A 23,415-nucleotide genomic window follows, 5' to 3' on the forward strand; every position below is an offset into this window, starting at 1 on the left:
ACCACCCAGAGCCGCTGCTTGACCGCGAGTTCGGCGAGCCATTCGGCGGCGAGGATCGGGAGGTCGCGCCACCATGGTGGCACGTAGAGGACCAGAATCGCGACGACGTTGAAACTGGTGTGCACGAGCGCGACGGTGAGCGCCGCCGGGACCGACGTCGCCAGAGCTGCGAGCAGTGCCGTGATCGTGGTCCCGACGTTCGCGCCGAGCGTCACGGGGTAGGCGTTGCGGAGTGTGAGGACTCCCGCCGCCGCCATCGGGATGAGGATCGAGGTCGTGATGCTCGACGACTGCACCGCGACCGTGATCACCACGCCGAGCATCATCGCGACCGTGCCGCTGCCCTTGCCGAGCACCGTGTTGATCGACCGCTCGACGCGGTCCGCGACCAGTTTCCGCATGTTCTTCGTGATGAAGGTGAGCGACACGAGCACGATCGCGAGCCCGGTCGCGACGACCATCGTGCCGAGCCAGTTTCCCGAGAGTCCGACGCTGTCCCAGAAATCCACGATCCATTCGACGGGCTTCTTCACCCACTGCTTGACCGGGCTCTCCCATTCCGATCCCGACGTCCCGACGAGCACATCGGTCATCCGGGTCGCGATCTTCGACAGGATTCCCGTCGTGAGCTCGAGGGGGAGCAGGATGGCCACTGCGAACACATTGAAGAAGTCGTGCACGGTGGCGGCTGCGAACGCGCGCTTGAACTCGTTCGAGTGACGGACGTATCCGAGCGACACGAGAGTGTTCGTCACGGTGGTGCCGATGTTCGCACCCATGATCATGGGCACCGCTTCGTCGACGCTGATGTTGCCGGTGCCGACGAGGCCGACGATCACCGCGGTCGACGCGGATGACGACTGGACCAACACGGTGCCGAGGATGCCGATGCACAGACCGGCGATCGGGTTCGACACGCTGGAGAAGAGGCGCTCCTGGGTGTCGGCACCCATGATGTTGATGCCCTTCTCGAGCGACGACACGCCGACGAGGAAGAGGTAGATCAGCCCGCCGACGAGCAGCGCCCGGACCGGTGTCGGAAGCTCGACTCGCGTCGGCGTGGAGTCGGTCGGGGTGCTCATGGCCGGACGGGAATCTAGGCGCGAACGCGTGAGTGCTCCACACTTCCGCGCGTCGTCGCAGGTGAGGGAGGTGTGATGCGAGCTGGTGACGTCAGTCGATGATCTCGCCGAGGGCGGCGAGGAGCGTGGTCACGTTGCGTTGACGTGCCGTGTGGCCCATCGTGCCGACCCGCCACACCTTCCCGGCGACCGGGCCGAGTCCGCCGCCGATCTCGATGCCGTAGTCCGTCAAGAGACGCCCGCGAACGTCAGCCTCGCTCAACGAGCCGAGCCGGCCGTCGGGAATGGCGATCGAGCTCAGTGGGGCGAGTCGGTGGCCCTCGGCGGCGAACAGCTCGAATCCGAGATCGACCATGCCGGCTTTCACGGCGTCGCCTGCCTCCTGGTGTCGTCGGCGGACGTTGTCGAGGCCCTCTTCGAGCACCGCGCCGAGCCCGGCGTGGAGCGACATGATCATCGAGATCGGTGCGGTGTGGTGATACGCGCGGGCGCCACCACCCGTGACGTAGTCGGCGATCATGTTGAGGTCGAGGTACCACGACGGGGGGACCGGGATGAGCCGCTCGATCGCCCGGGGCGACACTGTCAGCGGGGAGAGGCCGGGTGCGACGCCCAGACATTTCTGTGTGCCGCTGTAGGCGATGTCGATGTCCCATTCGTCGATCTGGAGGGCCACCCCGCCGAGCGACGTGACACAGTCGGCGACCAGCAGCGCGTCCCCTTTGTTGGCACCCATCGCGGCGATGTCGCTCTCGACGCCGGTCGAGGTTTCCGCGTGCACCATCGCGTACATCGCGGGCGACGGGTGCGCATCGAGCATCCGTTGCGTGTCGATCGGTTGTCCCCACTCGTGATCGACGGAGATGGCCTTCGCGCCGGTGCGCTGGACGACGTCGACCATCCGACCTCCGAACACGCCGTTGACGCCGACGACCACCGTGTCGCCGGGTCCGACGAAGTTGACGATCGCGGCCTCCATCCCGGCCGATCCCGTTGCCGACACGGGGAACGTGAGCGCGTTCGCCGTCGAGAAAACGGCGCGGAGTCGGTCGCAGGTCTCGTCGAGCAGCGCGATGAACTCGGGATCGAGATGGCCGAGCATCGGGCGGCCCAAGGCCGCGACGGCTTCGGGGTACGGATTGCAGGGGCCTGGACCCATCAGGATCCGATCGGAGAGTGTCATGAGAGCGACCCTATTCGGCTGGCTCGTAGGATGGCGGCGGTGAGTGGCCTACGCCCAGCGTCGAACACGGCGCCGATGTCGAAGTTCACTCGCCTCGCGGTCACCCACGCGCTGATGATGGCGGGTGACGCGGCGATGGTCGTCGCGTTGGCGGACTCGTTCTTCTTCAGTGTCGATCTCGACTCGGCGCGCACGCAGGTCCTGCTGTTCCTCGCGATCAGCTTCGCTCCGTTCCTGTTCATCGCCCCGCTGATCGGGCCGCTCATCGACCGCATGGCCGGTGGTCGGCGCCTCGTGATCCAGGTGGTCGCGATCTTCCGAGTCCTGTTGCTGCTGCTGATGGCACAGGACCCCGGCGGACTGGAACTGTTCCCGCTGGTCTTCGCGTCACTGGTGCTGCAGAAGACCTATGCGGTGTCGAAATCCGCGTTGGTTCCGTCGACCGTACGATCCGAGACGGAACTGGTCGAGGCGAACTCGAAGCTGGGCCTGATCTCGGGGATCGCCGGCGCGGTGGCCGTGATTCCGGCGGGCATCCTCTTGACGCTGCTCGGCACGGAGGTTGCGCTGATCTACGGAGCGTTGATCTTCGTCGGGGCGTTCCTGTCGGCGCGGCGGCTCGCACCCGAGGTGGTGGCGGCCCACGACGCCGGCGAGGTCGAGGAACTCGAACTCCACTCGCCGTCACTGCGCGTTGCTGCCATCGCGATGACCGTGTTGCGCGCCGACGTCGGGTTCACGTTCTTCCACCTCGCCTTCTGGTTGCGCACCTTCGACAACGGCACGGCGTTGTTCGGCGCGTCCATCGCGGCGTCGGCCGGGGCGACGATGGTCGGCAATGCGATCGCTCCGCGCGTGCGTCAACGGATGCGCGAGGAGACGATGCTGACCGTCGTCCTTGCGATGTCTGCGGTGGCGGGAATCGGACTCGCGGTGATCGGGTCGCCCGGTGCCGGGATCGTGCTCGCCGGAGTGGTCGGCTTCGCGGCGGCACTCGGACGGCTCGGATTCGAGTCCATCGTCCAGCGTGATGCTCCCGAAGCGAACCAGGGTCGCGCGTTCGCCCGGTTCGAGACCCGATTCCAGTTCGCCTGGGCGGCGGCCGGGTTCATCGCGGTGGCGATTCAGCTCCCCGGAGCGATCGGGTTGATGGTGGTCGGTGTCGTCGCTGCGGGAACGATGCTGCAGCTGCGCTTTCGTGATGCGGCGATCCACCGTCGTCCGCGGCGGTCGAGGCGGCGGCTCCTCGTCTCGAAACTGACCTTGCGTTCGAAGTCGAAGAGTCGGCGCGGATCGAGGCGGCGGTCGACGTCGAAGGGGGCGTCGAGGTCGCGTCCGAATTCGGGATCGTCGGGCCGGTCGGGGAAGCGCACGCCGGCCGACCCGTTTCGGGACGCGCCGTCAGGTGACCGTCAGGACGATGTCACGCCTCGTCGGGTGCCACGCGTGCAAGCCAGAGACCCGGAGCCTCGATCTCGTTCGGAGTCGGAATCGCCTCGGGATCGTTGAACAGTGGCGCCAGGCCCGATTCGCCGGCGCGGTCGACGACACCCTGGACGAAGGCTTTGCCGCGAGCGGTCTGCTCCGCACCGAGGCGGATGCCGAGCAGCCGCTCGACGAACAGATCGTCGGGTGAGGTCTCGGCTCGTCGGCGACGGGCGGCCTCCGCGATCTGCAACGCGTTGCCGCCGATGATCCGTACGGCCACGGCATCGACGACCCAGTCGATGACCCCGATGGTCGTGGCGACGGCGGCATCGAGGGCCGGTTCCATCGCGAGTTGCTCGTCGGAGCGAATCGCACCCAGGAGCACCTCGGGATCGCCGAACGCCTGCTGCATCGCGGCGAGCGGATCGCTCGGATCGGCGTCGAGGGTCGTGAGCTTGTCGGTGACCGCGGACGCATCGGGCCGGAACGCACCGACGTGGCGGCGGACCAGCTCGCGCAGGTGATCGGCGATGTGGTCGATCGAGAAGAGGGCCAGACCCGCGAGTTCGTGGGCGAGCACCCACAGCCGCATCTCGTCGATCGAGATCTCCCAGGCGTCGGCGAACGCATCGATCGTCGGTGGCACCAGCACGAGCGACGGTGTGGCCCGCGGGATCGGCAGGTCGTACACACCGAACGCGCGGTGCGCGAGGTTGCCGACCATCGAACCGACGGCCATGCCGAGCATCGCCGGAGCCATCATCTTCGACAGGCCGGCCATCATCTGCGCCATCGGGTCGGATTCGGCTTCGTCGTCGTCGCTCGCCCCCAACGAGGTGGCCAACTCGGTGAACAACGGCCGGTACGCCTCGAGGGTCTCGACGGCCCACTGCTCGGGAGTGGCGACCGACGGCTCGACCTCGGGAACGTCGACGCCCATCACATCGGTCACATGGAGTCGGGCGATCTCGGCCAACTCGGCGTACTTGATGCGCACCGCCGGGTCGATGTTCGCGGTCGGGACGGCGGCGCCACCCGTGAAACCGTCGCTGCCGGACGCCGACGAGATCGCGAACTGGCGCGCGGCGTCCCAGTTCAGTGGACCTTGGTTGGCGAGCATGCGGGAGATGTCGCCGAACATGGGAAGTCCCTCGAACGGGTTGATGTTCTGATCGTCGCCACCGTCGTCGGCCATGCTTCGATGCTACGAGCCAGCGGGGCCGCCGCGGTTGCGCCCACGTGCGTTAGCTTCACGGAATGGTCACGGCGGTGTTGACGGGCGCGAACAGCCCGCTGGGTCTGCGTGTCGCCGACCTGCTCGCCGGCGACGACATCGAGGTCGTCCGCATCGACGAGACCGTCCATCCTGCGTCCGAGCAGACGCCCGATCACCTTCCGGTCACCGCCGACGTCGTCGTCGACGTGGGAACGAGTGACTACGACCGCCGTGCCCAGCGACGAGAGAGCGCGAGTGAGTTCGTCATGTCGTCGCTCGCCGCCGCGGACAGGTTCTGCGCCGACCAGATCGTCTTCGTCTCGTCGGCGCTCGTGTACGGTGCCGCACCGAACAATCCGAAGCCGCTCACCGAGGACGCCGTGCTGCGACCCGATGTGGAGTTCGTCTTCGCCCGCCAGCTGGCATCGGCCGAGGAGCTCGTCGACGAATGGCGACGAGCTCGACCGGGTCGGGTCACGAGCGTGTTGCGGCCGGTGGTGTCACTGGCCCGCGGTGACAGCTCGCGACTCGCGGCGGCCCTCGTGTCCGGGCTCGGGCATCGCATCGCTCAGAACGATCCGCCGAGCCAGTTCCTGCACCTCGACGACCTCGCCGCTGCGGTCGCGCTCGCCGTTCGCAAGCGCCTCGACGGGGTGTTCAACGTCGCCCCCGACGGCTGGGTGCCCGGCGAGCGGGTGCGCGCGCTGTCGGGTGAGCGTCCCCGCTTCCCGATGCCCGAGCGGCTGTCCGAAGTCGTGGCGAGTCTGCGGTGGCGGTTCCAGCGCGGGCCATTGCCACCGGGACTGAGGCCCTACACGCGCGAACCGTGGATCGTGTCGAACGGTCGGCTGAGCGATGCGGGCTGGGAACCGACCGTGACCAACGAGCAGGCCTACGTCGAAGCCACCGAGGCACCGTGGTGGACGATGGTGTCGCCGAAACGTCGCCAGGAGCTGACCCTCGGTGCCGCCGTCGCCGGCACCGCCCTCGTGGCCGCCATCGCGTTCGTCGTCGGTCGTCGCTGGTGGCGTCGCCGCTGAACGCGCTGCCTCAGTCGTTGACGAGGAGGCGGAGTTCGCCGCTCACGAAGGTCGCGACGAGCTGTCCGTCGCGGGTCATCACGATCGATGCGTCCGGTGCGGTGATGTGATCGATGTCGCCCCACTTCAGGTCGTACGCGAACGACGTCGTCAGGACGATGACCCGATCGGTCGCCGCAGGGACCCCCCGGGCGAGGGCGAAGTCGTCCGCATCACCGACCGGTGCGGCAGAGACCGCGTTGGGTGCACCTGCGAGGGCCACACCCCGATCGGGACGCATCATGTTGCGGAACGTGAGGACGTTCTGTTCGACCGCCACCGGAGCGTCCACGGTGACCTGGGTCGATGCGCTCCGCAACTGGATCGTGGCGGACGGGAGGGTGGTGGCGCTCACCGCGATCGGTGCCGACGTGCGCGACGGTGCCAGCGCGATGGCGAGCACCGCGACCAGGAGCAGCGCCGTGGTGCCGGTTGCGACGATCAGGGCGCGCGAGCCTCCACCGGATTCGACATCGAGCGCGGTCGGAGCCAACTCGGAGGGGTGACGCCAGTGGCGTTCGTGTGGCGGGAGTGGCGCGGGTTCCACGGTTGAGAGAGCGTAGTCAGCCGTCCGCGCTCGCGCCGGTCGCGCGGTGGAGGTCGGGCGACACACGTCTGGCGGGGCGACGCGGATGGCCACCGTCGGACGTTCGTGTTGCGGTCTGGCGAAATTCGTCTGGCGATCCGATGTCCGCGCCATGGGCCGCAAGGGGTGGAGGACTACCATGCCCGAGGTGACACTGCCGAAGGATCGACGTGATTGGCTCGGCATCACCGACGAAGAGCTTCCGATCGCGGAGGCCTACCGGTGGGCGGTGATACCTCGCTGTGGTGCCGTGGTCCTGTTCAGCGGAACGGTTCGTGATCACGCCGAGGGTCGCTCCGATGTGCAGCACCTCACCTACGAGGCGTACGAGGCGCAGGTGACGCCCGTCTTCGCCTCGATCGTCGACGAGTTGCGGTCGCGCTGGCCCGAAACCGGTCGGGTCGTGCTCCTCCATCGCACGGGTCGACTCGAACTCGAGGAGTCATCGGTCATCGCCGTCGTCTCGGCGCCCCACCGGCCCGAAGCGTTCGAGGCGGCGCGTTACGCGATCGACGCGCTCAAGGAATCGGCGCCGATCTGGAAACACGAGGTCTGGGGCGAGGGTTCGGACTGGGGCACCGGGGCCAACGCGATCACCGACCCACGCAACGTGGGGACCCCGTAGATGTTGATTGCGATCATCGTGGCGATCGTCGTCGTCCTCGTTCTCGTCATCGTCGTCGCGCGTGTCGTACGCGGGCGACAGGATCCTGTCGACTCGTTCCGTCGACAGATCGACGCACTGTCTCCCGAAGCTCGGCGTCCGACCATCGATCAGGTCCGCGATGCAGCCGAGGATTCCGGCGAGACTGATGCCGATGACTCGTGAATCGGTGCCATTGGGCCGCCTCCATGACATGATGGCGGCGACATGACGGCCCGGACATGGTGGTAGAGCGTGAAGGCGACGAGATGATGGTGCGCGCGCATGGCTCGTGACCTCGCGATCGACCTCGGAACCGCGAACACCCTCGTCTACATGAAGGGTCGCGGCATCGTGCTCAACGAGCCGTCCGTGATCGCACTGAACCGTCAGACCGGCGAAGTGCTGGCCACCGGTCGAGAGGCGTGGCAGATGATCGGGCGGACCCCGGGCTACATCGTGGCGGTGCGTCCGCTGCGTGGCGGTGCGATCACCGACTTCGAGATCACCGAGCGCATGATCCGACTCCTGCTCCAGCGGGTCGGCGTCAGTCGGTTCACACGCCCGAAGGTCGTGATCTGTGTCCCCTCGGCGATCACCGAGGTCGAACGGCGTGCGGTGACCGACGCCGCGCGGCGAGCGGGAGCCGCCGACGCCAACCTCATCGAGCAGCCGATGGCCGCGGCGATCGGTGCCGACCTTCCGATCGACGAACCGGTCGGCAACATGGTGATCGACATCGGTGGCGGGACATCGGAGACGGCGGTCATCTCGCTCGGCGGCATCGTGTCGCTGGAGGCCGTGCGTGTCGGGTCGTTCGACATCGACGCCGCGATTCAGAACCACGTCCGCCGCGAGCACGGCATCGCGATCGGTGAACGGACGGCGGAGGAGATCAAGGTCGCGATCGGTTCGGCCGATCCCACCCAGGACGAGAACCAGGCCGAGGTGCGTGGGCGCGATCTGATGACCGGGCTGCCGAAGACCGTGTTGCTCACGCCCGAGGAGATCCGCTTCGCGATCGAGGACGTGATCTCGTCGATCGTCGCATCGGTCGTGCGGTGCCTGTCGAAGGCTCCGCCGGAGTTGTCGCAGGACTTCCTCGTGCGCGGGATGTATCTCGTCGGCGGCGGCGGACTGCTCCGTGGTCTCGCCGAGCGCATCGAACGCGAGACCGAGGTCCCGGTACGGATGTCGAACGTCCCGCTCGAAGCGGTCGTCCTCGGCGCCGGCCATGTCATCGAGCACTACGAAGCGCTCAAGGGCATGTTCATGGGCGCCCGTCGCTGACGTCGTCGGTACGACGTCGGTCATCTCGTCGGCCTCTGAACGCCGTTTCGTGCTGCTCTTGCGCATCACGCCGCCCGGATGCTGGGTGGACCCGTGTTGCGCACGGTTCCGTCGGGAAGTCTGATCGTCAACTCACGCCGCGATCCCAGCTCGATCGTCCACTCGTCGTGGTGGATCCTGCTGTGATGTCGAGAGCAGACGGGCACCAGATTGGCGAGGTCGGTGTTTCCGCCGTTGCGCCACCACACGAGGTGGTGGATCTTGCAGCGGTCGAACGAGACATCGCATCCGGGCACCGCGCATGTGCGGTAGAGCCCTCGCAACGCTCGTCGCTGGGCGTGACTCGCGAGGCGGGTGCTGCGGCCGAGATCGAGTGCGCCCGGCGCATGGAGCACGAGGCCGTTGCGGACCACGACCGGCTGCGGGGGAGACCGATCCACCATCTCCGCGAGCACACGTGCCGGAACCTCGACGGGGATCGGCCAGTGCACGGTCGGTCCGGCGGCAGCGACGATCCCGTCGGGCGTCGGTCCGGGGCTCCCGTCGCAGCGGTCGCACGAGCGATCGGTGGCGTCGATGACCGCGACGAACTCCGGACGCCCGGTTGTCGGTCCGGTCGACGTGCCGTCGATCAGTCTCGCCAGTGCGTTCGCCGCGAGGAACTTCTGTTTCTCCACGGGATCGGTCGGACACAGCTCGGGAAGGACTTCGGCGAAGATCGCCTCGCACATGTTCGTGAGCCGGGGAGCGATCCCGAGTGCCAGAACGGGATCGAACCTGCCGCGAAGGTTCCACATCCCCTCGGCATCGGTCCAGGTCGACAGCCGGGTCGCCGATCGTTGGCGCCGGAGTCGATCCTCGCCATCGTCGGTGCGGATCGACGCGACTTCCCGCCGGAGTCGGCGACTGAACGCCTCGACCGTCGCGCTGCCCCCGTACGCCGCGAGCCGCGCCGACCGGTCGAACAACTCATTGCGCTGATCGGGCTCGAGTTGCTTGGCGGCCCGGGTGAACGCATCGACGTGGGCCGCCGTGATCTGCGCCTCGCCGAGTGCCACCGCCAGCGGCACCGCGCGCTCGAGGGTGTCGGCCCGCTCGGTGGATTTCGACGCAACGTTCACGGACGTGCGCGACGCGTCCGCGACGGTCGCCTCGACGAAGACCGAGTGCTCCCGCAGCCGGGTGATCAACGCAGCACCCGCTGCATCGAGCACGGCACGCACGGCGACCTCGTCGGCCATCGCCGACTCGATCGCCTCGCGGTCGGACAGCGGGTCGTCGAGTGTGCGAGCGATGCGGCGGATTCGCTCGCTGGTCGCCTCCGGGTCCATGAACACAAACATACGTTCGGGGTGTGACAGAGTTGGCGAACTCCCCGGCTGCGGGCCCGGCCCTCGGTGCCGGCCTCGTCGAGCCGACGGGCCCGGCCGCCGATCGCCGCCTCCGATGGTTGCGTCATCGTCTTCGTCGCGACAAGGTTGTCCGATCGTGAGCGCGGGATCTTCACCATCGTTGGACGAGTTCGCATTGCTGCGGCGGGCCAAGGATCGGATCGATCGGGAGTTCGCCGAACCGCTCGACGTCGAGTCGATCGCCCGGGGGATCGGCATGTCGGCGGGACACTTCAGCCGTCGGTTCCGAGACGCGTACGGAGAGCCGCCCTACAGCTACCTGATGACGCGGCGCGTCGAGCGCGCGATGGTTCTCCTGCGCCGCGGTGATCGGTCCGTCACCGAGGTGTGTTTCGCGGTCGGGTTCTCGTCGCTGGGGACGTTCAGTACACGGTTCTCCGAACTGGTCGGGGTGTCGCCGTCGGCCTACCGGGAGCAGGACGCCGAGTGGGCGAAAGGGGTCGCGCCGTGCGTCGTGAAGCAGGCGACGAAACCGGTCAGGAATCGAGAAGCCCACTCCTGAGGAGTCACCTACCGTGACGGGCATGGAGATCACGATTCATCAGAGCTTCCTGCCGCACTCGGACCCGGACGCCTCGGTGGCGTTCTACACCGACGTCCTGGGCTTCGAGGTCCGTCTCGACGTCGGCTACGAGAACATGCGCTGGATCACGGTCGGCCCGCCGAATCAGCCCGACACGTCGATCGTGCTCGAACCGCCGTCACCCGACCCGTCGGTGTCCGACGCCGAGCGCGACATGATCCGGGCGATGATGGCCAAGGGCACCTACGCCGGTGTGAACCTGGCAAGCGCGGATCTCGACGCGACCTTCGAGCGGATCGAAGCAGCGGGCGCGGAGATCGTGCAGGAGCCGATGGACCAGGACTACGGCCTGCGCGACTGTGCCGTTCGCGACCCGGCAGGCAACCTGATCCGCATCCAGCAGCGAACCTGAGAGGATCACGGACATGGCAACTGACCACAACAGCACCGGCGAGGTGAAGCTGCTCGCGGGTGGGAATCCGCAGATTCCGAAGGGCGACGGAGATGCGCCGGTGCAGGCGTACCTCGCGGCGATGCCGGACTGGAAGGGCGAGATCGGCCGTCACCTCGACGCGCTGGTCGCCGAGGTGGTCCCCGACGCTCGGAGAGCCGTCCGGTGGAACTCACCGTTCTACGGCGTCGAGGGCAACGGATGGTTCCTCAGCCTGCACTGCTTCACGAAGTACGTGAAGGTCACCTGGCTCAACGGCGCACAACTCGACCCGATGCCGCCGGTCACCTCGAAAGACGAGCGAGTCCGGTACTCGAACGTCGCAGCCGTGGACGACATCGACGACGACCAGTTCCGGGACTGGATCCGCCAGGCCGCCGAGGCACCCGGCGATCCACTGTTCTGACCTTCCGCGCCTCGACGAACGTCGTGGCCGACGACGACACCCTTCGAAAGGAATGTGACGATGAAGACGATGACCTGTCGCCAGCTCGGCGGCCCATGCGACCACGAACACCACGGCGATGACGCGAACGACGTCATCAACGCCCAGGACCAACACCTCCGCCAGGTCGTCGCCGACGGCGACACCGACCACGTCCCGGCACTCGACGACATGAAGGGCCGATGGAAGCGACCGATCTCCGGAATGAAGTGGTATCGCCAAGCCAAACGCGACTTCGCCGCGCTCCCCGAGGATTGACCCAGGACTGTCAGGCAGCCGTCAGCTTGACGGCGACGATCGACGTCACCAAGGCCGCGATCGCTGCGACCTGGCCGACACTGGTTTCGTCGCCCTTGACGAACACACCGACGAGGAACGCTCCGACGGCCCCGATCCCGACCCACACCGCGTAGCCGGTACCGACGGGAATCGTGCGCGTTGCAATGCTCAAGAGGTACATGCTGATTCCGAGCGTGACGAGGAAGCCGACGGTCGGCCAGAGCCGAGAGAACCCCTTGGTCGAGTCGAGCAGGCTCGCCCAGACGACTTCGAAGAGCCCTGCGATGATCAGAACGATCCAGGCCATGACGATCCTCCTGCGCCCGTCGTTCCAGCCGGTACGGTGCGCCCCTCGTCGGGTGAGGTGCGTGACGCACCCCACGAACATCGACGCTAGCGGCCGTCGCCGACACCCACGACCGCGACCGCGGCGGTTGAGTCCGACCCGATCCGGGTACCACGCCATTCATGGCGGTGTCGGCAGTTCTCGCGACCTCGATGAGCAGGTGGCTGATCGCTGCCGACGATGAAGCCACCGACGAGATCGCGGAGTCGGCCAACAGCTTGTGGGAGACGACGCTCGACTCGATCCCGCGGGTCGGAATCGCATTGCTCGTGATCGCCGTCGGCTGGATGCTCTCGCGGGCGATCCGCTGGGTGATGCGCAGGTACTGGATGCGGCGTCAGACGCCGAGCTTCGCGCGGGTGATGAGCAAGGTGGTCGGGTGGATCGCGCTGGTCGTCGTGGTCCTCCTCGCGATCGCGGTGACGTTCCCGTCGGTCAAGCCGGTGGATCTCCTCGCCGGACTCGGGTTCTTCTCGGTCGCCGTCGGCTTCGCGTTCCAGGACATCTTGGAGAACACGCTGTCGGGGATCCTGCTGTTGTTCCGTCAACCGTTCCGCTCCGGCGATCAGATCACCGTGATGGAACGCTCCGGCACCGTCGCCGGGATCACGATCCGCGAGACCCGGCTCCGAACGTACGACGGCGAGCTCGTCGTCATCCCGAACCGGGACGTGTACAAGAACGTGATCGACGTGCACACCGACGACGACCTCCACCGAATCGATTTCGTGGTCGGCATCGCGTACGAGAACGACGCCGACGAGGCCACCTCGGCGATCGTCGACGCGATCCGTTCCGTCGATGGTGTCCACGACACCCCGGCGCCGCTCGCCCTGGTCGAGGAGCTCGGAGTGTCGACCGTGGACATCCGGGCGTTGTTCTGGGTCGACAGCCAGCGGGCGAACTCGATCATGGTGCTGGACGCCGCCATCAAGGCGGTGAAGCGCAAGCTCGACGCTGCCGGGATCGAGATGCCGGCCGACATCGTCGCACTCCAGGCCACGCCCAGCTTCAAGGCCGCACTCCAGAACGAGGCCGAGGTCACGCCGGCGGGCAGCGTCCGGAACGACTCGCCGACCTGAAGATCGGTCGAGCGTCGCGTTCGGCGTACCTGCCCTAACGTGACGCCATGGCTCGCACGGGACCGACCGTTCTCCCCGACGACACGATCGGCGACTTCCGTGACGGGTTCGCCAAGCTCCGTGCCGACTTCGACGTACCCGGAGAGCATCCGCCGGGCGTGATCGCGGCGGCCGAGGCGGCCGCCTCGCGCCCGTTCGACGTCGTCCCGTCGACGACCGAAAGCCCGGGCAGATGGCAACATGTCGACCGGACCGACGTGGAGTTCGCGACGCTCGATCCGGCGAGCAGCACCGATCTCGATCAGGCGTTCGCGGTGGAGATGGCGGGTGACGACGTGATCCTGCACTACGCGATCGCCGACGTCGGATGGTTCGTGCGACCGGGGGACCCGATCGACGAGGAAGCGTGGAAGCGCGGCGTCACCATCTATCTCCCCGACGGTCGAGCCGGGCTGCATCCTGATCGCATCGCCGAGGACGCCGGGAGCCTGCTCCCCGGTTCACCCAAGCCGGCGATCGTCTTCACGGTGCGGGTCGCCGAGGACGGGTCGGTCGTTCTCGCTGGTGCGGAACGGGCCATGATCCGCAACCGGGCGAAGCTCGCCTACGCGACCGTCACGGAGGACGACTTGCCCTCGGCGTTCCCGGAACTGTCGCGCCGCATCGAACGCGCCGAGCGAGCGCGCGGCGCCGAACGGATCGACTGGCCGGAGCAAGAGGTCGTCCGGGTCGACGGGGGCGGCTTCACGCTGCGGTTCCGCCCGCGCAACGAGGCCGAGCAGCAGAACGCAGCGATGTCACTGGCGACGAACATGGCGATCGCCGATGCGCTGTGGAGTGCCGGAACCGGTCTCTTCCGCACGATGCCGCCGGTCGATGAGCGCCATCTGGGACGCCTGCGGAACACGGCCCGAGCATTCGGACTCGACTGGCCGCGGTCGACATCGCTCGGTGACTTCGAACGGGGTCTGCCGCGTGACGATCCGCGCACCGCGGCATTTCAGTTGGCGATCCGGCGGGCGAGCGGGGGAGCGTCGTACACACCGTTCGCCGCGTTCGGGCAACCGGGGGGACCGCCGGATCGAGGGGTGAAGGACGGCAAGCCGTGGCACGCCGCACTCGCGGCGACGTACGTCCACGCGACTGCACCCTTGCGGCGGCTGGCCGATCGCCACGTGATCGAGGCCACGCTCGCGATCGCCAACGGTCGCGATGTGCCCGCCGAGATCGGCGCGGCGTTCGCGGAGTTGCCCTCTGCGATGAGTCGCGGCACATCGCTCGCCAACCGGGTCGACCGGGCCGCGATCGACCTCGCGGAGGCGATCCTCCTCGACGACCGCGTCGGGCAGAGTTTCGATGCGGTGGTCACCGACGAGGACGATCGCGGCGCACGCATCCAGATCGGCGATCCGGCGGTCGTCACGCGCACGGTCGCCCGTCGCGTCGACCCGGGTGATGCCGTGCGGGTCAAGCTCACGGCGGTCGATGTGGCCGAACGCTCGATCGAGGTCGAGCGCGTCGGCTGATCGACCTCGACACGCGAGTTGTCTACGCTCACGGGCATGGCCTCGTACTCGGTGAACGCCGCCGGCGTGGACCACGCGCGGCGGTTGATCGAGTCCCGCCAGTACGTCTTGCAGTCGACCTGGGGCGACGTGCAGCCGACCCCGGACGACGAGAACGACTACCTCGAGTCACACACGTGGCAGGAGTACGGCGCGTGGCATCTCGGACTCACCGAGGGCGCCGACGACGAGACCAAGGCGCGCTACGCGTTCGGGTGTGGCGACTTCCGCCGGGTGCATCGGATGGGGCTGATCGCGTGTCGGTACCGCGCCGCCGAGTGGCATCACAAGGAAGTCGAGCTGGCAGCCCACGGTCTGCTCCAGCTGCTCGACGACGTGTCCGGCTGAGCCGCAGGTCGCCGGCCGTCAGTTCTGCGCGAGGCGGTAGAGCTGTCCGCCGTTCGAGATCGCGTAGATGTCGCCGAACGGACCGGTCGCGACCGAGGCGAGTGCGGGGACCGTTCCGATCTCGACGATCCGTGGAGTACCTGTCGGACCGTCGGGGCCGACCGACACCGAGGTCGTGTCGAGCGCCCACAGCTGGCCCGAGCAGAAGTCACCGTAGACGTACCACCCATTCAGGTTCGAATAGGAGGAGTCGCGCGCGACCACGCCGCCGCTGACCGAGCAGTTGCCACCTTCGTGCGAATAGGCCGCCACGGGCGCGACGTGGCCGGCAGGATCCTGGTCGTCGTTGAACGGCTCGTTCGCCTCGAAGGCGCTCCAGCCGAAGCTCATGCCCTTGCCGGCATCGCGGCCATCGGTGGCCGTTGCCAGGTCGATCTCCTCGAACTGACCCTGGCCGACGTCGGCGATCCACAGATCCCCGGTGACCGCGTCGAACGAGAATCGCCAGGGGTTCCGGAGGCCGAGTGCCCAGATCGTCGGGTCGGCGCCGTCGGTGCCGACGAACGGGTTGTCGGTGGGCACCGTGAAGGAAGCATCGTCGGTTGCGGTCGGGTCGATTCGGAGGAGCTTGCCCAAACGAGTCGACAGATTCAGCGCGGTCCGCATCGGATCATCGGCTGCGCCCCCGTCACCGAAGCTGATGTACAGCAGACCGTCCGGGCCGAACTCGAGGTCGCCGCCGTTGTGGTTCGCGAACGGCTGCTCGACGGTCAGCACCTCCCGGAAGCTGGCCGGCTCGAACTCGTAGGAGACGGGGTCGAACGCGAACTCGGCGACCACGGTATTGCCGTCACCGTTCGTGAAGTTCACGTAGGCGAGGTCGGCCTCGGGGTGGAACGCGAGGCCGAGCAGCCCCTGCTCACTCTCGGCGGCGGTGAACGTCGTCGCGTCGACCGTCGAGATGTCGAACACGACGGCGTCGGACTCGTCGTCGGCCGCAACGATCGTGCCACCTTGCTGGACCACGAACAGGCGGCGATCTCCCTCGTCAGTGGTGGCGTCGACCGGCCGGTCGTAGGTGCCCAACTCGAGCAGTCGCACGTCGAGATCGGGCAGCGGTCCGGCAACGGTCGTCACCGGCACGGTGTCGCCCGGAGCCTGCGTGGGGAGGTCCGCCCCGGGCGACGGAAGCAGCGTCGTCGTCGGGGCAGGTTGCGACTCGGCCGGAGCGTCGGCCGATGTGGCGGCCGGTTCGTCGCTCGGCGGCGGTTCCGTGGCCGTCGATGATGCGTCGCCGTCGGGGGTTTCGGCCGACGACACCGCGTCGGCCGATCCGGGAGTCGTGCCATCCGCATCGCCGTCGCTCGACGTGCATCCGCCCGCGACCACGGCGAGCGTGAGCGCAGCGGCGCGCAGCTGCAGTGCTCGGTGCCTCATTGCGTGAATCTTGCCAGACCCTCCTGGACGACGCTCACCGCGAGCGACCCGTCGGCGGTGAAGATCGCTCCGCCGGCCAGGCCACGCGACGCCCCGGTCGAGATCGCGCTCTGCTGGTACATCAGCCACTCGTCGACGCGGAACGGCCGGTGGAACCACATCGCATGATCGAGGCTCGCCATCTGGAGACCTGGATGATCGAAGGGGAGCCCGAACGGCAGCAGCGTCGTGTCGAGCAGTGTCATGTCACTCGCGTACGTGAGCACGCATGCGTGGAGCACCGGATCGTCCGGGAGCGAGCCGTTCGCCCGCAGCCACACGTGCTGGGATTCACTGGGTTCACCCTGGCGACTCATCGGATCGCCGTCCACGTAGCGCAGGTCGATCGGACGCGGCCGGTCGTACCACGCGCCGATCCGCTCGCGATGCGGCTCCATCCGGGTGTGGAAATCGGGGAGACCGTCCGGCGGCGCGAGGTTCTCGTCCAGCGCCATCTGGAAATCCGGCCCGCCCGTCTCCTCGTCGTGGAAACTCGCCTGGAGGTTGAAGATCGCCCGACCGTGTTGGATCGCCACGACTCGCCGGGTGGAGAAACTCTTGCCGTCACGAATCCGATCGACCTCGTACAGGATCGGTTGCTTCGGATCACCGGGGCGCAGGAAGTACGCGTGCAGCGAATGCACGTGGCGGCCCGGTTCGTCGATCGTCCTCCCGGCCGCGATCAGCGCCTGACCGGCGACCTGTCCGCCGAACACGCGGACTCGCTCCTCGTCGGTCGAACCGCCACGGAAGATGTTGACCTCGATCTTCTCGAGGTCGAGCAGGGCCACGAGCTCGTCGAGCGCCTGCTGGTTGTCGTCCGCGGAGGGGATGGGCGCGCCAGAACTCATGAGTGCGCCATGTTGCCATGAAACGGTGGCCACGCGACAGTCCCATTCGCCGGTTCCGGGATCCGCAGGACCGCAACGTAGGGTTCCGCCATGGCCCAGCCGGATCTGACCAACGAGGAACTCCTGACCACGACACGGGCGGTCCGCAAGCGCCTCGACTTCGAGCGTCCGGTCGACGACGCCGACATCCGCGACTGTGTCCGGATCGCGATGCAGTCACCGTCGGGATCGAACAACATGACGATGCAGTTCGTCGTCGTCAAGGACGACGCGAAGCGTGCTGCGATCGGCGAGATCTACCGTCAGTGCTTCGACATCTACAAGTCGATGGACGGCGTCTACGCTGGTTCGATCCAGAAGGACACCGACGTTGAGCAGGCACAACAGGATCGCGTGACCAGCTCCGCGGACTACCTCGGTCAGCACATGGGTGAGGCGCCGGCGCTCGTGATCGCCTGCACCGCCGGTCGGGTCGACGGGCAACCCGGTCTGGTCGCCGCGTCGACGATGGGCAATGTGTTGCCCGCGACGTGGAGCTTCATGCTCGCAGCGCGAGCCCGCGGTCTCGGGACGGCGTGGACGACGGTCGGGCTGATGATGGAGAAGGAGCTCGCCGAGGTGGTCGGGATCCCGTTCGACGAGGTGCAGCAGGTGTGTCTCACCCCGCTCGCGCACACCAAGGGCACCGACTTCAAGCCGGCGATGCGACCCGATCCCGACACGATCATCCACTGGGACACCTGGTGACCGGAGCGCGCCTCGCGAGCGCTCGTCGCGACCTTGCATTGGCGACGAAGGGGTTCATGCCCGCCGACGAGGGCGATGCACTCTGGGATGCGGCCGTGACCGCGACCGCAGCCGTCGCCGACGCTCCGCTGCTCGAAGTGGGTTCCTACTGCGGTCGTTCGACCGTGTGGTTGGGCGACGCGGCGGAACGTTCGCACCGGGTGCTGTTCGCGGTCGATCATCATCGGGGTTCGGAGGAGAACCAGTCCGGTTGGGAGCACCACGACACCGACGTGGTCGATGCGCGTACGGGCAAGATGGACACGCTCCCGCACTTCCGTTCGGCGATCCACGACGCCGACCTCGAGTCGTCGGTGATCGCCGTGGTCGGGCGCTCGCCGCTGGTGGCTGCGAACTGGACCACCCCGCTCGCGTTCCTCTTCATCGACGGCGGGCATGGACGCGAACCCGCACGTGAGGACTACCTCGGCTGGACGCCACACGTGGCTCCGGGTGGAACGCTCGCCATCCACGACGTGTTCCCCGACCCCGCCGACGGCGGCCGCCCGCCCTACGAGGAGATCTACCTCCCCGCCATCGAATCCGGCGCGTTCGAGGAGACCTCCGCCACCGGCAGCCTCCGCATCCTCCGCCGCCGCTGAATTCGGGGTTCGACGACGATCTGCGCGGAATTCTGAATTGTCCGCTTCTGCACCGTGCGCCGGCTGAGTGTGATGGGCGGTTGGAGATCTCTCGCCGACATGACCTGACCGCCCTCAAGTGTCGCTACGAGCGGGCGCGAGGACACGTTGCTTGCTCCACGACGCGAAGATCGGTTGTCGCTCGCCAGGAGTGACCGTGCATTGCCCGACGTGCAATCTCCGGCGCATTCCTGTGCGGATAGCCGAGCGCGGACGTGCCGAACTGCTCGGGCTATCGAGCTGTCGTGCTGCACGGCATCGGTCCCGATTCACCATTGCCGAGGTCTTGGCCCACGAGTCCGATGGCCGACCCGCTCGCGCGACGGGTGGGATCGCCAGTGTTCGAGCGAGAGACCTCAGCTGGTGCTGTCGAGGATGAGTCGGGTCGCTTCGTGCGGTGCGTCCCATTGGGGAAAGTGACCGCACCGCTCGAACCAGTGCAGCACGGCGTCGGGGTACAGGTCCGTCGCTCGTGCGGCCTGCCTCGGCAGGGTGACCAGATCACGCCGACCCCAACCGATCGTGACTCGACCGGGCACCGTGCCGGCCGGGGCTCCCTGTTGCTTGGGCCCTTTGATCAGGGCGTCCAGGGCTGCGCCGGTCGACGGAGAGTCAGCGAGCCCGCGTACGTCGGGCAGCACGGTCTCGCGCGAGAGCGCCCAGGGCCGCGCCGACAGCTGGGCCAACAGCAGCGTCCTCCCCACGGGGTTGCCGAGGAGGGTCGGCAGCATGCGTCGCAGCGCTTTGACCAACGCGATCGACGGCCGCAGCGTGGCGCCGAAAACGAAGCGCTCGCGGTCGCTCCAGAAGCCGCCCGGGTCCAACGCCACGATGTCGCCGCCGACGCCTCGCCGGGCGAGCTCGAGCACCATCCGGCCGCCCATCGACTGGCCGACGGTCGAGACCCCGTCCAGGCCCTGTTCGCTGATGAAGTCCACGACGGCATCGGTCAGGGTGGCGATCGAGACCTCGCCGGTCAGCGGCGGCGTCTCGCCGAATCCCGGCAGATCGACGGCGATCACCTCGCGGTGCTCGGCCAGCTCGTCGATGATCGGGGACCAGGACCGCCAGCCAGCGCCCAGCCCGTGTACGAGCAGAAGTGGGCTGCCGTTCCCTCGCCTGACATGGTTCAACGTCACCGCTGCACGCTATCGGTGCTCATGATCGGCGCCGTGCGTGGCAACACGCTCATCGAAACGGTGATCCCTGACCGATGGCTACAAGACACTTGCCGGGCGTCACCGAGAGAAGGGGCCGAATTGACCAGTCTGGAGTGGGGCGGGCTGACGATCGGCGCCGCGCTGCGGCTCGCTGGGCTGTTGATCAGTACCCGCATCCGGCACCGGCTGCTCGACCCACCCGTCGGGTATCGACGCTGCGCTCCTCGCAGCACGATTCTGAGCAGATCTCCCCGAGCGCGATGTGCCGTACCCGAGCGCCAGTCGCTCGGATGTGTGGGTGGCGATACAGGGCGGGACTGCGCTGCCGACAGTTTGCGATCGTCGGACGTCGTCACCTGGTCTTCGGCGGAGTTATCGATGACTTGGTCCTTGACGAGGCGAGGTACCTTCGGTTGATGGCGGCTGCGTCGTTCGCCGATGCCTCACGCGGTTCGCAGGTGTTTCGCTTGCGGCGCGTCGCCGAGGCAGCCCTCGAGCGGTACCCGATTGATGTCCGCCGGCTACGCCTTCTGTATCACGGGCACAACACGACGTTCCGCGTCGACACAACGAACGGGACTCGGTACGCGCTACGGATCAACGTCATCAGCAACTCGACCGCCGCGAACCTGATCGCAGAGGCAGCATGGTTGGCGGCAATCGCCACCGACACCGACCTCACGGTCCCCGAACCGCAACCGACCTTGGACGGACAGCTCCACTCGGCGGTGTGGTTCGACGACCTCGACCGCGAGCTCCCCGTCGTTCTCATGTCATGGTTGCCGGGGCGGCACCGCCCAAACTCATCACCGACCGAGCTACGCGCGCTCGGCCGCGTGCTGGCCGTACTCCATCAGCACGCCGAGCACTGGACGATGCCAGCCGGCGCGGCGGTCCCAATCCATACCGATGTCCTCGGCGAGGACGAACGGCGACTGTTCGATCCCGCGAATCAATTCAGAGCCTCCCAACAAGAGATCATTGACCTCACGTGTTCGGTCGCTCAGAGCGCTCTTGACGAGCTCTGGGTCTCACAGACCGGGCGACCGATCCATGGCGACCTTCATCTCGGCAATGTGCTGTGGGATCGCCGCTCAATGTCGGTGTTCGACTTCGACGACGGGTCGAGTCGACGACCGAGTGAGCCGCGCCGTCGGCGCCGCTCGCCCCGAGCATCCGCCAACCACCGCCGTAGAGCAACAGCCGGCGATCGTTCGAACTGTCCGCCACGTGGGTGATACACCGCACTTCGGTGAGCGCAACGGTGCCGAATTGGGCGGATTGGTGGTGTGCGCGGCGTGATCAATGTGCGTGCGCCCGGGTCGCTCGGCCAGCCGCCGACCTTCGAGCGAATGCTGGGTCGATCGCAGCGACGTTTCGATCATTGGTGGTGCGGGTAGCTCTCGCTCAGAGCGATGAATCTCTCCACCGCACAACTGGATCCAGCGCCCCATCGCCATCGCCGACCTTTCGCTGCGATCGTCGTGGCAGCCTTATCGCTCGTTGCGGCAGGCTGTGCATCAGATGACGTCACTCTCGGGGATCCCTCGACATCGGCCATCGCACAGGACACGGACGCAGCGACGCCAAGCGATACGAGCGCCCCGACAGATCCCAGTTCGCCCACGAACGCGAACGATGAATCGGTGTCGGCTTCGAGCGCGGCCACGTCAACGACCGCCACACCGACCACGACCGACGGGGCGAGCTCGACGACCACCCTCACGGCGTCGTCGTCGTCGTCGACTGCGCTACCGACCACGCAGCCCGCTGCACCGCCGACGACGAATCGGCCCGTTTCGTTGACGATCGGCACGGCAGAGGCGGTCGCCGCAACGTCTCGCGGTGTGCTGATCGACGACGGATCGAACACGTGGGATACCGTCGTGTTCGACGACTCGTCGCCGCGGGGGCTCGCACTGCTGGTCGACGACCGAATCGTCTACCAGCCCGCAACCTCGACCGACATTGCCCGGCCGGTCGATGGCTTCGTCATCATCTCCGATGAAGGCCCAGAGTCACTGTACGGCGAGGACGATCGGAGAGTGACGGTGTTTGATGTCGGTCACGTCGACGGTCGGGCAGTGATCCTCGCCCAATCAGCCGTCGACCGTCCAGCGAACCCCGACGAAGCTGCCAGCGAGCTCGTACTGATCGACGTCCTCAGCTTGGAACGCACGGTGCTACGTGAAGCGGGAGGGTTCGAGTCCGGCTACACCGACGCCCGGTTCGGCGCAGGCGCAATCAGCGCGATCTTCTCGGTCAACGCAGCGAACTCCCTCGAAATCCTCGAGCTCGGCGGCACGGTCCGCCACGAGATCGAGCTGCCCGCCGACACGAATCTGAGCTTGCTGGATTTCGACGAATCCGTCTGGCTGCTTGAGCCCGACTTCGTCGGCGACAACTTCGACCCGGTGCTGCGTACCCTCCAGTTCGACCTCGACACGGCCGACGTCCGACAAGCCGACCTGCCGCTCATTTCCGTCGCCGGGCTCAGCATCGACACCGGCTTCTGCGATGTCGCCGACTTCCTCGACGACCAGATCGTCTGCGATCGCTCTCAGGGCTCACCCATCCTCATCGATGTGGACATCGACGGCGCGTCGACCTCCGAGGTGCCGTTCATCACGTTCGGCACCGTTCGCTTCCGCGCCAGCCAGTAGTTCGCCGGCCGACGTCCGCACCCACGACGCCCACCCCTTCCGCGTCCGGCACCGCACGTGGACCCTGCCAGTAGCCCGGGTCAAGAATCGTCCTCGAAACGCTGCGCCCGGCGACTCTCGCACAGCCACGAAACCGGCGGAGCGGCAGTCCCGCCGACCAAGAGCAAAGGCAGACTGTGAACGCGCGTCTCGGCGCAGGTTGGCGAGCGCATCGGTGCCGCTACAGAGCGATCCGCCGCCGGCTGCCGACCTGGAGATATGCGCTACCACGACAATCGCCTGATGACAAAGTTTGCCAAGTCAGCTAGTGTCTTGTCCATGACCACGATGAACGTGTCGTTGCCTGACGAACTGAAGATCTTCGTTGATGAACGGGTCAACCACGACGGCTACGGGTCGACCAGCGAGTACGTCCGCGATCTCATCCGACGAGACCGCGAGCGAGGCCACCTGCGCGACCTCGTCCTCGAAGGCGCGAATTCCGGTCCAGGCGTCGTGGCTGACCCTGCCTACTTCGACGCACTGCGTCAGCGCATCTCGTCGGAAGCCTGAACTCCTGGCCGCGAAGACGGTTCAGTTTCGAGAGCTTGCGACGTTCGATCTCGAATCAGCCAGTGGCTACTACGTCGCCGAGGCCGACGTCGCAACAGCGATCCGCTTTGTGGACGCTGTCGAAGCCACGGCGCGACGTATCGGTCGAAACCCGCGGTTCGGATCGCTGCGGTTCGCGTACGAACTCTCGGTGCCGGACCTCCGGGTGGTGGCAGTCGGCAAGTTTCCGTACCTGTTGTTCTCTTTGGAGCGCGAAACTTCGGTCGACGTTTGGCGACTTCTCCACTCCAGCCGAGACAGCCTGCGAGAGCCACACGCTTGACTCGGA

General features: G+C 67.2%; 27 protein-coding genes. 18 read left to right on the top strand and 9 right to left on the bottom strand.

All coding sequences use genetic code 11. The features are described from left to right. The coding region (locus tag ON45_RS08500; RefSeq protein ID WP_051062748.1) for a Na/Pi symporter at nt 1-1,082 on the bottom strand (1,082 nt) is incomplete at its 3' end. A 91-nt stretch (nt 1,083-1,173) separates the two neighbouring features. Beyond that, nucleotides 1,174-2,265, bottom strand: a complete 1,092-nt coding sequence (locus tag ON45_RS08505) for a pyridoxal-phosphate-dependent aminotransferase family protein (RefSeq protein ID WP_040493226.1) — start codon at nt 2,263-2,265, stop codon at nt 1,174-1,176. Between the two features lie 75 nt (nt 2,266-2,340). On the opposite strand from ON45_RS08505, the gene ON45_RS08510 reads away from it, so the two are divergent. After that, nucleotides 2,341-3,774: an MFS transporter gene (locus ON45_RS08510; RefSeq protein ID WP_040493227.1), complete on the top strand. Its 1,434-nt coding sequence runs from the start codon at nt 2,341-2,343 to the stop codon at nt 3,772-3,774. Here ON45_RS08510 and ON45_RS08515 read toward each other — a convergent pair. After that, nucleotides 3,689-4,888, bottom strand: a complete 1,200-nt coding sequence (locus ON45_RS08515) for a zinc-dependent metalloprotease (RefSeq protein ID WP_040493228.1) — start codon at nt 4,886-4,888, stop codon at nt 3,689-3,691. The two genes, ON45_RS08510 and ON45_RS08515, sit on opposite strands and share 86 nt — an antisense overlap. Nucleotides 4,889-4,950: 62 nt before the next feature. Between ON45_RS08515 and ON45_RS08520 the strand changes: the two genes are divergently transcribed. Beyond that, a complete protein-coding gene (locus tag ON45_RS08520; protein ID WP_040493229.1) occupies nt 4,951-5,949 on the top strand; it encodes an NAD-dependent epimerase/dehydratase family protein in 999 nt (332 codons plus the stop codon). Nucleotides 5,950-5,959: 10 nt separating this feature from the next. Here the strand turns inward: ON45_RS08520 and ON45_RS08525 are convergent, their stop codons facing one another. Then, the gene (locus tag ON45_RS08525; protein WP_148288589.1) at nt 5,960-6,535 is read right to left on the bottom strand and encodes a hypothetical protein; all 576 of its coding nucleotides are present in this window, start codon (nt 6,533-6,535) and stop codon (nt 5,960-5,962) included. Nucleotides 6,536-6,713: 178 nt separating this feature from the next. Between ON45_RS08525 and ON45_RS08530 the strand changes: the two genes are divergently transcribed. From ON45_RS08530 to ON45_RS08540, 3 genes are all read left to right on the top strand, one after another. After that, a complete protein-coding gene (locus ON45_RS08530; protein WP_051062749.1) occupies nt 6,714-7,199 on the top strand; it encodes a molybdenum cofactor biosynthesis protein MoaE in 486 nt (161 codons plus the stop codon). After that, entirely contained in the window at nt 7,200-7,403 is a 204-nt protein-coding gene (locus tag ON45_RS08535) for a hypothetical protein (protein ID WP_040493231.1), read from the top strand. A gap of 99 nt (nt 7,404-7,502) precedes the next feature. Beyond that, nucleotides 7,503-8,507, top strand: a complete 1,005-nt coding sequence (locus ON45_RS08540; protein ID WP_040493232.1) for a rod shape-determining protein — start codon at nt 7,503-7,505, stop codon at nt 8,505-8,507. Between the two features lie 65 nt (nt 8,508-8,572). On the opposite strand, the gene ON45_RS21300 is transcribed toward ON45_RS08540, so the two are convergent. Continuing rightward, the gene (locus ON45_RS21300; protein WP_051062750.1) at nt 8,573-9,838 is read right to left on the bottom strand and encodes an HNH endonuclease signature motif containing protein; all 1,266 of its coding nucleotides are present in this window, start codon (nt 9,836-9,838) and stop codon (nt 8,573-8,575) included. 115 nt (nt 9,839-9,953) lie between these two features. Here ON45_RS21300 and ON45_RS08555 point away from each other — a divergent pair, with 115 nt between their 5' ends. From ON45_RS08555 to ON45_RS08570, 4 genes are read left to right on the top strand one after another with little or no spacing between them, the layout of a single operon-like run. Continuing rightward, a complete protein-coding gene (locus ON45_RS08555; RefSeq protein WP_085946523.1) occupies nt 9,954-10,421 on the top strand; it encodes a helix-turn-helix transcriptional regulator in 468 nt (155 codons plus the stop codon). Between the two features lie 22 nt (nt 10,422-10,443). Then, complete coding sequence (locus tag ON45_RS08560; RefSeq protein ID WP_040493234.1) at nt 10,444-10,854, top strand: VOC family protein; 411 nt, start codon at nt 10,444-10,446, stop codon at nt 10,852-10,854. 13 nt (nt 10,855-10,867) lie between these two features. Then, nucleotides 10,868-11,299, top strand: a complete 432-nt coding sequence (locus ON45_RS08565) for a DUF1801 domain-containing protein (protein WP_040493235.1) — start codon at nt 10,868-10,870, stop codon at nt 11,297-11,299. Between the two features lie 60 nt (nt 11,300-11,359). Beyond that, nucleotides 11,360-11,596, top strand: coding sequence for a hypothetical protein (locus ON45_RS08570; protein ID WP_040493248.1), 237 nt, complete (start codon nt 11,360-11,362; stop codon nt 11,594-11,596). A 10-nt stretch (nt 11,597-11,606) separates the two neighbouring features. On the opposite strand, the gene ON45_RS08575 is transcribed toward ON45_RS08570, so the two are convergent. After that, on the bottom strand, nt 11,607-11,924 hold the full coding sequence (locus ON45_RS08575; protein WP_040493236.1) for a DMT family transporter: 318 nt from the start codon (nt 11,922-11,924) through the stop codon (nt 11,607-11,609). 161 nt (nt 11,925-12,085) lie between these two features. On the opposite strand from ON45_RS08575, the gene ON45_RS08580 reads away from it, so the two are divergent. Genes ON45_RS08580 through ON45_RS08590 form a run of 3 tightly spaced genes read left to right on the top strand, consistent with a single transcriptional unit; the run spans nt 12,086 to nt 14,958 of the window. Next, the gene (locus tag ON45_RS08580) at nt 12,086-13,045 is read left to right on the top strand and encodes a mechanosensitive ion channel family protein (RefSeq protein ID WP_051062751.1); all 960 of its coding nucleotides are present in this window, start codon (nt 12,086-12,088) and stop codon (nt 13,043-13,045) included. Between the two features lie 47 nt (nt 13,046-13,092). Beyond that, entirely contained in the window at nt 13,093-14,571 is a 1,479-nt protein-coding gene (locus tag ON45_RS08585; RefSeq protein WP_051062752.1) for an RNB domain-containing ribonuclease, read from the top strand. A 36-nt stretch (nt 14,572-14,607) separates the two neighbouring features. Beyond that, nucleotides 14,608-14,958, top strand: coding sequence for a hypothetical protein (locus ON45_RS08590; protein ID WP_040493237.1), 351 nt, complete (start codon nt 14,608-14,610; stop codon nt 14,956-14,958). A gap of 18 nt (nt 14,959-14,976) precedes the next feature. Here the strand turns inward: ON45_RS08590 and ON45_RS08595 are convergent, their stop codons facing one another. Further along, entirely contained in the window at nt 14,977-16,395 is a 1,419-nt protein-coding gene (locus ON45_RS08595) for a PQQ-dependent sugar dehydrogenase (RefSeq protein WP_051062753.1), read from the bottom strand. Further along, nucleotides 16,392-17,285, bottom strand: a complete 894-nt coding sequence (locus ON45_RS08600) for an acyl-CoA thioesterase (RefSeq protein WP_051062754.1) — start codon at nt 17,283-17,285, stop codon at nt 16,392-16,394. Before ON45_RS08600 ends, ON45_RS08595 begins: the two co-directional genes overlap by 4 nt. Nucleotides 17,286-17,375: 90 nt before the next feature. On the opposite strand from ON45_RS08600, the gene ON45_RS08605 reads away from it, so the two are divergent. Further along, on the top strand, nt 17,376-18,032 hold the full coding sequence (locus ON45_RS08605; protein WP_040493238.1) for a nitroreductase family protein: 657 nt from the start codon (nt 17,376-17,378) through the stop codon (nt 18,030-18,032). Nucleotides 18,033-18,088: 56 nt separating this feature from the next. Beyond that, nucleotides 18,089-18,673, top strand: coding sequence for a class I SAM-dependent methyltransferase (locus ON45_RS08610; RefSeq protein WP_051062756.1), 585 nt, complete (start codon nt 18,089-18,091; stop codon nt 18,671-18,673). A gap of 395 nt (nt 18,674-19,068) precedes the next feature. Here the strand turns inward: ON45_RS08610 and ON45_RS08615 are convergent, their stop codons facing one another. Further along, complete coding sequence (locus ON45_RS08615; protein WP_040493240.1) at nt 19,069-19,851, bottom strand: alpha/beta fold hydrolase; 783 nt, start codon at nt 19,849-19,851, stop codon at nt 19,069-19,071. Nucleotides 19,852-20,288: 437 nt separating this feature from the next. Here ON45_RS08615 and ON45_RS24045 point away from each other — a divergent pair, with 437 nt between their 5' ends. The 4 genes from ON45_RS24045 (at nt 20,289) to ON45_RS24050 (ending at nt 23,409) form a co-directional block, all read left to right on the top strand. After that, nucleotides 20,289-21,110, top strand: coding sequence for a phosphotransferase enzyme family protein (locus ON45_RS24045; protein ID WP_373281585.1), 822 nt, complete (start codon nt 20,289-20,291; stop codon nt 21,108-21,110). A gap of 408 nt (nt 21,111-21,518) precedes the next feature. Continuing rightward, nucleotides 21,519-22,535, top strand: a complete 1,017-nt coding sequence (locus ON45_RS08630; RefSeq protein ID WP_148288590.1) for a hypothetical protein — start codon at nt 21,519-21,521, stop codon at nt 22,533-22,535. Nucleotides 22,536-22,853: 318 nt separating this feature from the next. After that, entirely contained in the window at nt 22,854-23,087 is a 234-nt protein-coding gene (locus ON45_RS23775; protein WP_040493243.1) for a type II toxin-antitoxin system ParD family antitoxin, read from the top strand. A gap of 4 nt (nt 23,088-23,091) precedes the next feature. Next, a complete protein-coding gene (locus ON45_RS24050; protein ID WP_083914630.1) occupies nt 23,092-23,409 on the top strand; it encodes a type II toxin-antitoxin system RelE/ParE family toxin in 318 nt (105 codons plus the stop codon). The last annotated feature ends 6 nt before the right edge of the window (nt 23,410-23,415 follow it).

It is taken from the genome of Ilumatobacter nonamiensis YM16-303 (assembly GCF_000350145.1).
Classification (GTDB): Bacteria; Actinomycetota; Acidimicrobiia; order Acidimicrobiales; family Ilumatobacteraceae; genus Ilumatobacter_A; species Ilumatobacter_A nonamiensis.

Coding starts and splice junctions, on each gene's coding strand:
- ON45_RS08610 (WP_051062756.1), top strand. CDS start 18,089: ATGCCCGCCGACGAGGGCGATGCACTCTGGGATGCGGCCGTGACCGCG.
- ON45_RS08555 (WP_085946523.1), top strand. CDS start 9,954: ATGGTTGCGTCATCGTCTTCGTCGCGACAAGGTTGTCCGATCGTGAGC.
- ON45_RS08535 (WP_040493231.1), top strand. CDS start 7,200: ATGTTGATTGCGATCATCGTGGCGATCGTCGTCGTCCTCGTTCTCGTC.
- ON45_RS08540 (WP_040493232.1), top strand. CDS start 7,503: ATGGCTCGTGACCTCGCGATCGACCTCGGAACCGCGAACACCCTCGTC.
- ON45_RS08575 (WP_040493236.1), bottom strand. CDS start 11,924: ATGGCCTGGATCGTTCTGATCATCGCAGGGCTCTTCGAAGTCGTCTGG.
- ON45_RS08565 (WP_040493235.1), top strand. CDS start 10,868: ATGGCAACTGACCACAACAGCACCGGCGAGGTGAAGCTGCTCGCGGGT.
- ON45_RS08580 (WP_051062751.1), top strand. CDS start 12,086: ATGGCGGTGTCGGCAGTTCTCGCGACCTCGATGAGCAGGTGGCTGATC.
- ON45_RS21300 (WP_051062750.1), bottom strand. CDS start 9,838: ATGGACCCGGAGGCGACCAGCGAGCGAATCCGCCGCATCGCTCGCACA.
- ON45_RS08530 (WP_051062749.1), top strand. CDS start 6,714: ATGCCCGAGGTGACACTGCCGAAGGATCGACGTGATTGGCTCGGCATC.
- ON45_RS08595 (WP_051062753.1), bottom strand. CDS start 16,395: ATGAGGCACCGAGCACTGCAGCTGCGCGCCGCTGCGCTCACGCTCGCC.
- ON45_RS24045 (WP_373281585.1), top strand. CDS start 20,289: ATGGCGGCTGCGTCGTTCGCCGATGCCTCACGCGGTTCGCAGGTGTTT.
- ON45_RS08520 (WP_040493229.1), top strand. CDS start 4,951: ATGGTCACGGCGGTGTTGACGGGCGCGAACAGCCCGCTGGGTCTGCGT.
- ON45_RS08570 (WP_040493248.1), top strand. CDS start 11,360: ATGAAGACGATGACCTGTCGCCAGCTCGGCGGCCCATGCGACCACGAA.
- ON45_RS08585 (WP_051062752.1), top strand. CDS start 13,093: ATGGCTCGCACGGGACCGACCGTTCTCCCCGACGACACGATCGGCGAC.
- ON45_RS08600 (WP_051062754.1), bottom strand. CDS start 17,285: ATGAGTTCTGGCGCGCCCATCCCCTCCGCGGACGACAACCAGCAGGCG.
- ON45_RS08505 (WP_040493226.1), bottom strand. CDS start 2,265: ATGACACTCTCCGATCGGATCCTGATGGGTCCAGGCCCCTGCAATCCG.
- ON45_RS08560 (WP_040493234.1), top strand. CDS start 10,444: ATGGAGATCACGATTCATCAGAGCTTCCTGCCGCACTCGGACCCGGAC.
- ON45_RS08515 (WP_040493228.1), bottom strand. CDS start 4,888: ATGGCCGACGACGGTGGCGACGATCAGAACATCAACCCGTTCGAGGGA.
- ON45_RS08605 (WP_040493238.1), top strand. CDS start 17,376: ATGGCCCAGCCGGATCTGACCAACGAGGAACTCCTGACCACGACACGG.
- ON45_RS08590 (WP_040493237.1), top strand. CDS start 14,608: ATGGCCTCGTACTCGGTGAACGCCGCCGGCGTGGACCACGCGCGGCGG.
- ON45_RS23775 (WP_040493243.1), top strand. CDS start 22,854: ATGACCACGATGAACGTGTCGTTGCCTGACGAACTGAAGATCTTCGTT.
- ON45_RS08510 (WP_040493227.1), top strand. CDS start 2,341: ATGTCGAAGTTCACTCGCCTCGCGGTCACCCACGCGCTGATGATGGCG.